Origin of the sequence: Salinicola rhizosphaerae (assembly GCF_014652715.1) — a bacterium.
GTDB lineage: Bacteria > Pseudomonadota > Gammaproteobacteria > Pseudomonadales > Halomonadaceae > Salinicola > Salinicola rhizosphaerae.
Map to the genome: position 1 here is coordinate 459,201 of NZ_BMZI01000003.1, position 12,527 is coordinate 471,727.

The 12,527-nt window shown below is 64.5% G+C and carries 12 protein-coding genes; 5 read left to right on the forward strand and 7 right to left on the reverse strand.

From position 1 onward, the window contains the following. Window positions 1-85 precede the first annotated feature (85 nt). From IE125_RS08315 to IE125_RS08325, 3 genes are read left to right on the forward strand one after another with little or no spacing between them, the layout of a single operon-like run. The gene (locus IE125_RS08315) at window positions 86-2,167 is read left to right on the forward strand and encodes an FUSC family protein (RefSeq protein WP_189444170.1); all 2,082 of its coding nucleotides are present in this window, start codon (window positions 86-88) and stop codon (window positions 2,165-2,167) included. Beyond that, on the forward strand, window positions 2,157-2,372 hold the full coding sequence (locus IE125_RS08320) for a DUF1656 domain-containing protein (protein ID WP_189444171.1): 216 nt from the start codon (window positions 2,157-2,159) through the stop codon (window positions 2,370-2,372). The genes IE125_RS08315 and IE125_RS08320 overlap by 11 nt, the downstream gene beginning before the upstream one ends. Before the next feature lie 41 nt (window positions 2,373-2,413). Beyond that, window positions 2,414-3,361: an efflux RND transporter periplasmic adaptor subunit gene (locus IE125_RS08325; protein WP_189444172.1), complete on the forward strand. Its 948-nt coding sequence runs from the start codon at window positions 2,414-2,416 to the stop codon at window positions 3,359-3,361. Window positions 3,362-3,562: 201 nt separating this feature from the next. Here IE125_RS08325 and IE125_RS08330 read toward each other — a convergent pair whose 3' ends face one another. After that, on the reverse strand, window positions 3,563-4,765 hold the full coding sequence (locus tag IE125_RS08330; protein ID WP_189444173.1) for a pyridoxal phosphate-dependent aminotransferase: 1,203 nt from the start codon (window positions 4,763-4,765) through the stop codon (window positions 3,563-3,565). 54 nt (window positions 4,766-4,819) lie between these two features. Next, window positions 4,820-5,602 carry a LamB/YcsF family protein gene (locus tag IE125_RS08335; protein WP_189444174.1) on the reverse strand — a complete coding sequence of 261 codons (783 nt, stop codon included), beginning with the start codon at window positions 5,600-5,602 and terminating at the stop codon, window positions 4,820-4,822. Window positions 5,603-5,876: 274 nt separating this feature from the next. Between IE125_RS08335 and IE125_RS08340 the strand changes: the two genes are divergently transcribed. Next, window positions 5,877-6,878, forward strand: coding sequence for a hydroxyacid dehydrogenase (locus IE125_RS08340; RefSeq protein WP_229809000.1), 1,002 nt, complete (start codon window positions 5,877-5,879; stop codon window positions 6,876-6,878). Then, the gene (locus IE125_RS08345) at window positions 6,875-8,128 is read left to right on the forward strand and encodes a Zn-dependent hydrolase (RefSeq protein ID WP_189444175.1); all 1,254 of its coding nucleotides are present in this window, start codon (window positions 6,875-6,877) and stop codon (window positions 8,126-8,128) included. The genes IE125_RS08340 and IE125_RS08345 overlap by 4 nt, the downstream gene beginning before the upstream one ends. Before the next feature lie 69 nt (window positions 8,129-8,197). On the opposite strand, the gene IE125_RS08350 is transcribed toward IE125_RS08345, so the two are convergent. The 5 genes from IE125_RS08350 to IE125_RS08370 all read right to left on the reverse strand — a co-directional run bounded on the left by IE125_RS08350 (window position 8,198) and on the right by IE125_RS08370 (window position 12,495). Continuing rightward, the gene (locus IE125_RS08350; RefSeq protein ID WP_189444176.1) at window positions 8,198-8,875 is read right to left on the reverse strand and encodes a GntR family transcriptional regulator; all 678 of its coding nucleotides are present in this window, start codon (window positions 8,873-8,875) and stop codon (window positions 8,198-8,200) included. 72 nt (window positions 8,876-8,947) lie between these two features. Continuing rightward, the gene (locus IE125_RS08355; protein ID WP_229809001.1) at window positions 8,948-9,922 is read right to left on the reverse strand and encodes a 5-oxoprolinase subunit C family protein; all 975 of its coding nucleotides are present in this window, start codon (window positions 9,920-9,922) and stop codon (window positions 8,948-8,950) included. Continuing rightward, on the reverse strand, window positions 9,919-10,635 hold the full coding sequence (gene pxpB / locus IE125_RS08360; protein ID WP_189444177.1) for a 5-oxoprolinase subunit PxpB: 717 nt from the start codon (window positions 10,633-10,635) through the stop codon (window positions 9,919-9,921). Before pxpB ends, IE125_RS08355 begins: the two co-directional genes overlap by 4 nt. A 7-nt stretch (window positions 10,636-10,642) precedes the next feature. Next, window positions 10,643-11,947: a TRAP transporter large permease gene (locus IE125_RS08365; RefSeq protein WP_189444178.1), complete on the reverse strand. Its 1,305-nt coding sequence runs from the start codon at window positions 11,945-11,947 to the stop codon at window positions 10,643-10,645. Next, a complete protein-coding gene (locus IE125_RS08370; RefSeq protein WP_189444179.1) occupies window positions 11,944-12,495 on the reverse strand; it encodes a TRAP transporter small permease subunit in 552 nt (183 codons plus the stop codon). Before IE125_RS08370 ends, IE125_RS08365 begins: the two co-directional genes overlap by 4 nt. Window positions 12,496-12,527 lie beyond the last annotated feature (32 nt).

The following is a 12,527-nucleotide window of genomic DNA, read 5'->3' on the forward strand; positions in this document are numbered from 1 at the left end:
CGGCCAATGAGATTATTCGCAGCCTAACTTTCATCGATATCCGATTTTTCCCGTGAGTGCTCGCATTCACGGGTTTCGTCCGTTTATGACTCGAATTCCTGTCGATCACTGGCTACTGGCATTGAGAACCGTGCTCGCCGTCTGGCTGGCGCTTTATCTCTCGTTGCGTCTGGACCTCTATCAGCCAGCGTGGGCACTGCTGGCGGTGATGATCGTGACGTTGCAGCCGGTCATGTTCACGGGCGGCACGCCGCCGATCGGCATCATCATCGGCCGCAGCATCGCGCGGCTGTTCGGCACCCTGTTCGGCGCCATCGTCGGGCTGGTGCTGATCGCGCTGTTCGGTCAGCAGCCGATGCTCTATCTGCTGTTCGCCGGTGCCTGGCTCGCCTTCTGCCTCTACTGGGTCATGCTCGAGCAGGACGAGCATCTCGGCTACGTAATGATGCTCAGCGGCTACACCGCCACGCTGGTTTCGCTGACCGCCATCGGCACCGGTGTCGACGACATCTGGTCGGTCGCGCAGGGGCGCTTCAGCGAGACTGCACTGGGTATCGGCTGCGGGTTGCTGATGCATGTGGTGATCGCGCCGCGCTTCGGCAGCCGAGCGCTGCCCACGGCGCTCTCCGGCTTTCTCTCCAAGGCAGCGACCGAAGCGCTGGCATCGCTCGAGATGCCGCGCCCACGCACCACGCGGGATGCCGAACTCAAGTCGCTGCTGCAGGCGTATCAGCAGTTCGAGAAGCTTCGCGGACTCACGCGCCTGGAGACGCGCCGGCTGAGCCACTTCATTCCGGCACTGGATCGTTTCGCCAGCGACAGCCTCGCGCTGATCACGGCCGTGCGCGAGCTAGAGACGGCGCTCGACTATCTGCGGGCCTGCGATGACGGCGAGATCTGGCTAAACCGGCTCCGCGAGCAGGCCATTCCACTGTTGAAAGCGATCGAGAACGAGCCGGACGGCCAGCCCAGCGAGCGCTTGCTGCTGGCCGATTTCGAGTGGGACGAAGCGGCCGTGCCGGCGCGCTCGCGCGCACGCGCAGAGCTGGTGCGCCAGCGTCTGGGCGAGGTGATGGGCCTGCTTCAGCATGGGCGCCGCCTGCGCCATGCGCTCAATGATCCCGCCTCCTCCCGCATCAAGTCATTGCCGCGCGAGCGCCGTTCACGCAGCACGCACAACGAACATTTCGTCGCGCGCTACAACGCATTTCGCGTCTTCATCGGCTTCGAGCTGCTCGGCCAGTTCTGGATTCACAGCGGCTGGCACTCCGGTTATCTCGCGATGATGCTGCTCGGCGTCTTCACCATGCTGTTCGCCAAGGCGCCCAATCCGGCCGCGGTGGTCTATCAATTCATGTGGGGCACGATCGCGGCGGTCCTGCTGGGCGGCGTGCTGCTGTTTCTGATCATGCCGATGATCAGCGGCTTCTGGCTACTGGCCATCGCCATTGGGATACCGGTCGCCATCGGCACGCTGATGACGCCACATCCACGCTGGTCGCTGATCGGGCTCGCCGGCGCGATCACGCTGATGACGCTGCTCAACCTGCACTCGACCTACAATTTCGCGCCGACCAGCTATATCAATGGCGGTCTGGCCTCGATTCTGGGCACGATCGTGACCATGATCGTCTATTCGCTGCTGCGTCAGCGCTCGGCCGGGGAACGTCTCCAGACGCTGATGGCCTCCTACTGGCGCGGCCTGAGCCGGCTGATGCGAGAGCGATCCCTGCCCAATCGTGCACGTCTGGAGAGCCGTCTCTATGATCGTCTCGGCCGATTGGTCACCCTCGGAGGCAGCGACCGGGCACTGCGTGAAGCCGTCGATCTGCACGCCATGGCGCTCTGCGTCTGGCGCATTCGCCGCCTCCGGGATAGCCTCGGCGATCATCGCGCCGGCATCGAGGCCTGGCTTGCCGACATCGGCACACGGCTCGTCGCCCGCGAGCGCCACGACCCCGATAACTGGCGGCGACTCGCCGACGAGGGCATCCTCTGGGTCGAGCGCCTTTACGACGAAACCCGGCTGCCGATCGCCAGCATCGGCGAGATGGCCATGCTGAGCCATCTGATGCGTTCGGCCCCCGGCATCGAGCTGGAGAGCGGCGGACAAGCGAACGATGCCGAGACGAATGCCACCAAGGGAGCGCCCAGGCATGCTGGCTGAATGGTCCTTTCTGGGATTTCTGATCCCGCCGCTGGCGGTCCCGGTGCTGATCGCGCTCGGCCTCTATCTGCTGCTGCGCCGACTCTTCGTGCGTCTGCGGCTCTATCACTGGTTCTGGCAGCCGGTGTTGCTGGATATCGCCATTTACGCACTGCTGCTCTGGGCCGTGCTGACGCTCACCGGCTCGCTGCCGATCGCCGGATAGCGCTCGTTGGAAAGGATTCGCAGGATGAGGAAACAGACTCGATGAACTGGACTACCGGAGCGCGCAAGACGATTCGTCTCGTGCTGACGCTGATCGTGGTGATCGCCGCGATTCTCGCCGTCGCCCAGATCTGGAATCACTACATGCACGATCCCTGGACGCGAGACGGCCGCATTCGCGCCGATGTCGTCAATCTCGGCACCGATGTCGCCGGTCTCGTCGACGAACTCGACGTGCATGACAACCAGCTCGTACAGAAAGGCGATGTGCTCTTCACCATCGACAAGGCGCGCTATCAGCTCGCGCTCGACGAAGCGAAGGCCAATCTCAATCAGCTCGAACAGGATCGCGACGAGGCCCGCGCCGCCAACAACCGCCGTCAGCGACTGCACAATAACGTCATCTCCCAGGAAACCAAGGACAACGCCCGGTTTGCACTGAGCTCCGCCGAGGCTGCAGTGCAGAAAGCGAAAGTGGAAGTCAATCAGGCCGCACTCGACCTCGAGCGCGCCACCGTTCGCGCCCCGGTCGACGGCTACGTCACCAACCTGCTGCTGCGGCCGGGCCAGTACGTCACGGTCGGCACCGATGCAATGACGCTGGTCGATGCCGAAAGCTTCTATGCACTCGGCTACTTCGAGGAGACCAAGCTCGACAGTATCGACATCGGCGCACCGGTGCGCGTCCAGCTGCTCTCGAGCGACAAGCCGATCTGGGGCCATGTCGACAGCTTCGCCCGTGGTATCAGCGACAACAGTCTGGCAAGCCAGGGCAACGGCCTTGCCTCGGTCAACGCGTCGTTCGACTGGGTGCGTCTGTCACAGCGCATCCCGGTGCGTATCGCGTTGGATGACATCCCGCAAGGCACCAAGCTCTCTGCCGGTCTGACCGCAACGATCTATCTCGACGGTCATCGCGAAGCCGAAGAGGATGCGCCGGACTGGAAAACCGCGCTGCGGCGCTGGTGGGAAGGACTGATCAGCATCTGAGCATGGCGAGCGACGAGCGAGACGGCGCCGGTAGCGGGGCGCTGACAGCAGTGACGAGCGACGAGCGACGAGCTTCGAGGCAGCATTCTGACTCGTCGCTCAACGTCATGGGGCGCCAGAACAGGGCGCCAGAACAGGACGGCCGGATATCCCGCCGCCCTTCGTGCATAGATCGCTTCTGATGCCGCGAGACAGCGCGTGTTACCGCAACGCCGCGCAAGCCTTGGCGATTCGCCGACACGCCTCCATCAGCCGTTCGGTATCGGTCGCGAACGAGATGCGGAAATGCCCGCCCAGCCCGAAGGCGGTGCCAGGCACGACGGCGACCTGCGCCGATTCGAGCAGATATTGGGCCAGTTCCTGATCGCTGGTGAGCGTCTCGCCATCCGGTGTCTTTTTCCCCAACAGCGCTTCGCAGTTGGGAAAGAGATAGAACGCCCCTTCCGGCAGACGGCAATCAAGTCCATCGACGGCGTTCAGCGCTGCCAGACAGCGGTCGCGGCGTTCGGCGAAGATGGCGTTACGCGCCTTGATGTCATCCAGCGGCAGTGACAGCGCCGTTACCGCCGCCGCCTGCGAGACGGAAGCCGGGTTGGAAGTGGTCTGCGACTGCATCACCGCCATCGCCTTGATCAGATCTCGCGGCCCTGCACCGAAGCCGATCCGCCAGCCGGTCATGGCATGCCCCTTCGACACGCCGTTGATCGTCAGCGTGCGCGCCTTGAGCGCCGGCTCTACCTCGGCGAGCGTGCAGAACTCGAAGTCATCGAAGACCAGGTATTCGTAGATATCGTCGCACAGCACGAATACATCCGGATATGCCAGCAGCACGTCGGCCAGCCCGCGAAGTTCGGCGCGGGTATAGCCCGCGCCGGTCGGGTTGCCCGGCGAATTGAGAATCAGCACCCGCGTGTGCGGCGTAATCGCCGCTTCGAGCTGCGCGGGCGTCAGCTTGAAGCCCTGCTCCGCCGGGCAGGCCAGCGCCACCGGCGTGCCGCCGGCGAGACGCACCATATCCGGGTAGGAAACCCAGTGCGGCGCGGCAAAAATGATCTCGTCGCCGGGATCGACCAGCGCCATCAGCGCATTAAAGATCACCTGCTTGCCACCCGCGCCAACGCTGATCTCGTCGGTCGCGTAATCGAGTCCGCTGTCGCGCTTGAACTTGTCGACGATCGCCTGTTTCAGCGCCGGGGTGCCATCGACATCGGTATAGCGCGTCGCGCCGTCATCGAGCGCCGTCTTGGCCGCGTCGCGAATGGCCGCGGGCGTATCGAAATCCGGCTCTCCCTGGGAGAGCGAGATGACATCGATGCCATCGCGACGCATGGCGCCGGCACGGCGGCTGATCTCGATGGAAGCGGAGGGTTGAACCACGGAAAGCCGTTGGGCCAGTCGCGTCATGATGTTGTTCCCTGAAAATTCAGCTTGAGATTGGAGACATTGGCCAGTGAGCCTTCAGCGAGCGTCGACTAGGTCCGCCATCGGCCGGATAGCGACGCCGGCATTCTCCAGGCGCCGACGCAGCGTTGCCGCCATCTCGACCGCACCCGGCGTATCGCCGTGAACGCAGACACTGTCGATGGCGAGTGGAATCCGTTGACCGGAGACCGTGGTCACCGCCTGCTCCTCGAGCATTCTCAGCACCCGATCGGCCGCGACCTCGGGGTCATGAATCACCGCGCCGGGCAGCTTGCGCGAGAGCAGATTGCCGTTGTCGGCGTAGGCGCGATCGGCGAAGACCTCGTTGCCGACCTTCAATCCCATCTCGCCAGCCGTCAGCGAAGTCTGCATGCCGGGCATGGCAAGATGAACCAGGCTCGGATCAACGGCGAGTATGGCGCGAGATACGGCGAGTGCCAGCTCCCGATCCTCGGCCGCCATGTTGCCGAGCGCGCCATGCGTCTTGACGTGCCGAATGGGGTGACCGATGACCTCAGCCATCGTCTTGATGGCACCAATCTGGTAGATCAGCTGCTTCTCCAGATCCGCAGGACTCTCCCCCTCCAGGCGGCGGCGGCCGAACCCGACCAGATCCATGAAACTGGGATGCGCGCCGACCTGGACCCCGCGTTCGCGCGCGAGACTTAACGTCTCGTGCATCACCATCGGGTCGCCGGCGTGAAAGCCGCAGGCGATGTTGGCCGTGGTGACGATGTCGAGCATGGCCCGGTCGTCCCCCATCTTCCACGCGGCGAAACTTTCGCCCATGTCGCAGTTGAGATCCACGCTGAGACTCACGGTACCTCCTGAGAAATGCTATCTGAGCAGTGCTATCTGAGCAGTGCTATCGATGAATTGTTGTTGGTTGATGACGATTGTGCGATTCACGAACGCCGCTCGCCAGCGGGTATCGAACCGTCGCCCACCATGGTATACCAATAGTATGCACAAACGCAGAGGCATGTAAGAGCCGCTGCTGCTCGACGGCCGCTCGACGCCAGGCGTTGGCCCGCGCCGATCATGAGCTGCGCGATGCCCTCTTCGATAACAACGACACTGCAAGGAATCCGCTTTGCCAGATTTTACCTGCCTGATTGCCCAGCCGATTCATCAGGACGGCATGACCGCACTCCACGATGCCGGCATTCACACGATCGAGGCGCCCGCCCCGGACCCGGCGACCCTCGCCTCGCTGCTCGACGACGTCGATGCATTGATCGTGCGCAGCGCCGCCGTCACTCGCGAGATGCTGACACGCGCCCCAAAGCTGAAAGTCATCGGCGTCCACGGGGTCGGTGTCAACGCCATCGATCTCGAAGCCGCAACGGCGCATGGCGTCATCGTTGCCAATACGCCGGGCAGCAATGCCCAGGCGGTCGCCGAACAGGCCATCGCCTTGATGTTCGCCTGCGCCAGGCGTGTTCCGCTGGCCGATCGCACCGTTCGCGAAGGCGATTTCTTCGCCTTCAAATACGGCGTGCCGATGATCGAGCTGGCCGGGCAGACCTTCGGGGTCATCGGCTTCGGTAATATCGGCCAGCGCGCCGCACGGATGGCCCAGGGGTTGGGAATGCGGACCATCGCCTACTCACCCAACGCACCGGACGCGCGTTTTGCCGAGCTCGGCGTCGAGCGGGCCGACACGCTCGATACTCTGCTGGCGGATGCCGACGTGGTCTCGGTACACGTGGGATTGAACGAGCGCACGCATCATCTGATCGGTCGCCGCGAGCTCGAGCGGATGAAGCCCGACGCCATCCTCCTCAACACGGGTCGCGGCGGCACGATCGACGAAAGCGCCCTGGCCGAGACGCTCGCCGCCGGTCATCTGGCCGGTGCCGGACTCGACGTCTTCGCCGTCGAGCCGATGCCTTATGACCACCCGCTTCTTCAGCTCGATAACGTCGTCGTATCGCCGCACAATGGCGGCTCCACGGCGGCCAGCATGTCACGCACGGCGCGCGCTGCGGCGCAGAACATCATCGATATCCATCGCGGCCAGCGCCCCGCCCATATTGTCAATGACCGAGTCCATGCCGACGCGGTATCCCATCATCAGAAGGAGACGTCATGACGCCCGACGCCATCGATCTCACGCTGATCGAAACGCTGTTCTCCCGCCTGGCCGAACCCGACTCGGATCAGGTCGGTATCACCCGCGACGCCTACGGCCCGGGCGAGCAGCGCGCACATGAACTGTTCCTCGAGACCGCCCGTGAACTCGGCCTGGAGATAGAGCGGGACGCCGCCGGCAACCACTTCGCCATCTGTCCGGGCGGCGATCGTGCCCTGCCCGCCTGGGTGATCGGCTCTCATCTCGATTCCGTTCCTCAGGGCGGCAACTACGACGGCGCCGCCGGCGTCATCGCCGGGCTCGCGGCGGTCGCCGCCCTGCGCTCGCGCGGCATCACACCGGTGCGCGATATCATCGTCGCCGCCTTCCGCGCCGAAGAGAGCACCTGGTTTCCGGCCTCCTATCTCGGCAGTCGCAGCGCGCTTGGCCGACTCGATAGCGAGGAGCTGGCGCTTTTGCGTGCCGACAGCGGACGCACGCTCGCCGACCACATGCGCGACTGCGGCGGCGACCCGGAAGCAGTGGCGGCCGGTGACAACTGGCTCGGCCGGCGTACGCTTCACGGCATGCTCGAGCTGCACATCGAACAGGGCCCGACACTCGAGACCGAAGCCACGGCGCTCGGTATCGTCACCGGCATTGCCGGCAGCTTCCGCTACCGTCAGGCTCGCTGCTTCGGCGAGTGGGGACACTCGGGTGCGGTGGCCAAGCCCTATCGTCACGATGCGTTGATGGCATTCTCGGAAGTCGCCATGGCGCTGGAAGCGCGTTGGGAAGCACTGGAGCAGGCGGGCAGACGCGCGACCGTCACCGTTGGCCAGATCGCGACACCACCCGAGCAGCACGCCTTCAGCAAGATTCCCGGCGAGGTTGGTTTCTGCCTCGACGTACGCAGCGAAGAGCCAGCGACGCTCAAAGAGCTCGAGGAAGCGCTATTCGAGATCACCGATCGGGTCGCCAAAAAGCGCGGTGTCCGCTTCGATCTCGGCCCGCGTAGCGCCAGTACGCCGGCGCCGATGGACCCGACGCTGACGGCGCGCTGCCAGGCCATCGCCAGTGAACTCAAGATCGCCCATCGGCGACTGCCTAGCGGCGCCGGTCATGATGCCGCCACCTTCGCCAACGCGGGCATTCCCACGCAGATGCTGTTCGTGCGCAATCAGCATGGCAGTCATAACCCGTTCGAGGCGATGCGCATCGAGGATTTCGTCGAGGGCGTGAGAGTCCTGGCGGCCCTGATTCAGGAGTAGGCTGGCCCAGGAGTAGACCGATCCAGGAGTAGACTGGTCCAGGGACAGGTTCCGGGAATCGGCCGTGGGTCAGATATGGGCCAAACGGTTGATGATGCTTTGCCGCACGTTGCCGATATGGGCCTCCATCGCCGCTCTGGCACCTTCGGTGTCGCGCGAGCGCAGGCGGTCGAGAATCGTCAGGTGTTCGCGACAGCCGGGCTCGAAGCGCTCCGGTACCTGAACCAGATCGAAGACGCGCGTCTTCAGCCGTAGATCGGCAACCATCCGCGCCAGTAGCTGATTGTCGGCAGCAACGGCGATACCGTTGTGCAGCGCATCGTCGACCCGATGCAGATGTTCGGAGGTGCGGGCTTCCGGTGGCGTTTCGAGCAGCGTCGTCACCTGCTGAGTCAGCACTTCGATCGCATCGAGATCCAGTCGGGTCGCGGCATGCCAGGCGGACTCACCCTCGAGCAGCGCGCGCACGCGCAGAATCTCCATGTATTCGTGCACCGATGGCGCCTTGACCGCGAGCTGGCCACGCGCCACCCGAACCGCGAAGCCCTCGTGCTCCAGCCGGGAAAGCGCCTCGCGCACTGGCGTGCGTGAGATATCGAGCGCCTCGGCGAGATTGCGCTCCTGCAGCAGCGTACCGGCCGGCAGTCGGCCAAGCTGAATCATTTCGAACAGCTGCTGGTACGCCTGCCCCGCCAGGCTCTGAATGCGGGTTCCCTGCAAGATTCGGTCGATGTCCAGCGTCTGCATCGCAACGATTCCCTGATCTTGTGTGATTGTCGTCTTCCAGCTTTGAATGATCGAGCTTCGAGTATACGTGACTCAGCCGCCGAGCCGGGCCAGATAGTCTCCAAATGCCTGCTGCCGCCCTCGCCAGAGCTGCTCGGCGTGACCGGCCTCGACCGGCTCGAAGCAGAGCGTATCGCCGGGCTTCATCTGTCCCAGGCGAGCCAGGTCGGCACGAATCACCGTGGCGATCTTGGGGTAGCCACCGGTGGTGCCGCGATCGTTCATGGCGATGATCGGCTGCCCGTCGCCCGGAATCTGCACGCTGCCGGTCATCAGCGCGTCGGAGACGATATTGTGCCCCTTCGCACTGGCCAGCGTCGGCCCGGTGAGACGGTAGCCCATGCGGTCGGCCAGCGTCGAGATGCGCCACTGCGCGGAGAAAAAGCGCGCCTGCTTGGCACGGGCAAAAAAGGCTGCCTGCGGGCCGAGCACCACACGGATCGGACGTTTCTCGCGCTGCGGCAGGTGCTGCTCTCCCACGAGTCCCGCCCGTTCGCGACCGAGATCGGCTGCGGCCAATGGCAAGCGGTCGCCGGCGAGCAGCGCCCGGCCCGCGAAGCCGCCGATGCCGGCGCGAGCGAGCGTCGAGACGCTGCCCAGAAACGGTTCGGCCGCAAAGCCGCCGCCAACCGCCAGATAAGCCCTGGCGCCGCTCAAGAGTCGTTTCACCTGCAGCACGTCGCCCACTTCCAGCGCCAGCGTGCGAAAGGCATCCACGGGCGCGTCGTTCAGCAGAACCTCGGCGTCCCCGGCGATGGCGACCACGCAGCCATCGCCCTCGACGACCAGACGCGGGCCCATCAGCGTGATCTCGAGCGCGCCGGTATCGGGCGCATTGCCAACCAGCGCATTGGCGAGCCCAAGGCTCAGAGCATCGAGCGCGCCCGAGGGCGGCACCCCGAGATGCCCCTGGCCGTGACGGCCGCCATCCTGCAGTGTGGTCATCATGCCGGGCGCCTCGACTCGCAGCGCGGCCGTCTCGATCGCAAGGTCGGTCATCGCACTCATTCGCACCACTCCCAATCCGGTCGCCAGGCGCAGTCCGATGCCAGACGCGCGAACTCGGCCTCGTCGATAGGCACGAAGCGCACGCTGTCGCCTGCTTCGATCAGCATCGGCGGGTCGCGTCGGGCATCGAAGGTCGCCAGCGGCGTCTGCCCCAGCAGATGCCAGCCGCTCGGCGCTTCCACCGAGGTGACCGCTGTCTGCTGGCCGCCAACGCTGATACTGCCAGCCGGCGTGCGGGTGCGCGGTGAATCGCGCCGCGGCGTGTGCAGACTCGTGTCGAGCCCGCCGAGATAGGCGAAGCCGGGCATGAAGCCGATCATGTAGACGCGATAATCCGGCGCGCTATGCAGCGCGATCAGTTCCTCGCGAGAGAGGCCGTGGCGCTGTCGAAAGTCATCGAAGTCGAGCCCGAATTCACCACCGTAGGCGACCGGCACTCGCCAGCGGCGCGCCCGTCGCCGTGTTGCCGTCAGCGTCGAGAGCAGGGCTTCGAGTCTGTCGATCAAGGTCGCCTGGGTGATCGAGACACTGTCGTACTCGATCGCCAACGAGCGGTAGGTCGGCACGATACCGGTCACGCCGTCGATACCCGCCTCGCGAACCGCATTCGCGGCGCAGTCGATCCAGCGATTGATCTCGAGATCGATTCGCTCGCCGCACTCGATCAGCACGCCCTGATCGGCCAGCGCGACGATGGTGTAGTCAGGTGTCATGTCGGCCTTATCCTCGAGCTTCGACGAGATCGGGCAACCAGGTCACGATCTGCGGAAATACCGCCAGCAGCAGGGTGAACGCCACCATGATCAAAAAGAATGGCGCAACGGCGCGCGCGATCCTGCCGATCTTCATGCCGGTGATGCCATTGATCACGAACAGATTGAAACCGACCGGCGGCGTGATCTGCGCCATCTCGACCACCAGCACCAGGAACACGCCGAACCAGATCGGATCGAAACCGGCCTGGGTGATCAGCGGCAGCGTGATCGGCAAGGTCATCACGATGATCGACATGCCCTCGAGCAGCATGCCGAGCACGACATAGAACACCAGCAGCATGGCGACCAGCGCCAGCGGTGACAGACCCAGCGCGCCGATGGTATCGGCGATCGTTCGCGGTACGTTGAGAAAGCCCATGGCGACCGATAAAAACATCGCCCCGACGATGATCAGGCCAATCATCGAGGTAATCTGAGCCGCCCCCATCAGCGCACTCCACAGGCTTTTCCAGCTAAGGCAACGCTGCAGGAGGCAGACGATCAGCGCGCCCAGCACGCCGACCGCGCCGGCCTCCGTCGGCGTCGCCATGCCGGTCAGCATGCTGCCGATCACGAACGCGATCAACACCGCCACCGGGCCGAGCTGGACCAACGCACGCAGATAGTCAGCCGCTTTCAGCCCCCGCTGTCGTGGTGGCAGTTCGCCCGGCCGCGATAGCGCATAAAGACCGAGATAGACCATGAACGCGAGCGCCAGCAAGAGCCCCGGCACGATGCCGGCGATGAACATCTTCAGGATCGAGACCTGCGCCAGCACGCCGTAGATGATCATGATCGTGCTCGGCGGAATCAAAAAGCCGAGCGTACCGGCACCGGCCAGCGAGCCAGCGGCGATGCGAGCGTCGTAGCCGCGCGCCATCAGTTCGCTGGAGGTGATCCGTCCGACCGTCGCGGTCGTGGCTGCCGAGGAACCGGAGATCGCCGCGAACAGCGTGCAGCCGAGAATATTGGTGTGCAGAAGACGCCCGGGAATGCGGTCGACCCAGGGTGCCAGGCCGTCGAACAGCAGTTGGGTCAGGCGGCTGCGGAAAAGCAGCTCGCCCATCAGGATGAACAGCGGCAGCGCCACCAGCTCGGCACTGGTGGTCGAATTCCACACGGTCTGCGCCAGCAGCTTCTCCACCGGCATGAAACCGCGAAAGCTCTCCAGCGAGAGAATACCGACGCCGGCGAGACCCAGTCCGACCCAGACCCCGCTGGCGAGCAGCGCCACCAGCAGGCCGAAGGCCGTTAGCATGATCGCAGTCATGATTCACCCTCCGTAGGGCCAGAAGCGGCGGCGCCATCGTCATCGGGCGTCGTCTCCAGCAGACTCGGCGCTGCGATCAGCGCCACTGCCCTGACCACGAGCGTCAGCGTGAAAATGGTGATCCCGAGTAGCATCAGCGCCCGCGGCACGATCAGCGGAATCTGCTGAGGTGTGCTCGAAACCGTGCCGTTGTGCCACGTCTGCAGGCAGAAACCGACGAACGCCGCCGTAAAGAAGACCGCAATGGCAGCGCCGATCAGCGTCGCCAGTAGATCCAGCCAGCGCACGGCAGCCGCCGGCAGATGCTCGCGCAGCAGCGTGATGCGGATGTGCTTGTCGTTGCGCAGCGCCCAGCTACTCGCCATGAAGATCACCAGTCCAAGCAGATAGCCGCTGACTTCCCAGGTAAAACCGAGGCTCGTCCCGAGCAGGTTGCGCGAGACGATCTCGGAGAGCATCAGAACGAACAATAGCGCCATGGCGATAGCCGCCAGCATGCCGGCAGCGCGCGCCAGAAAGTCGCTCGCTTGGAGTAGACGAGAGATCATCGAGCCCCCTGTAGGAAACGACCGAAACCGAC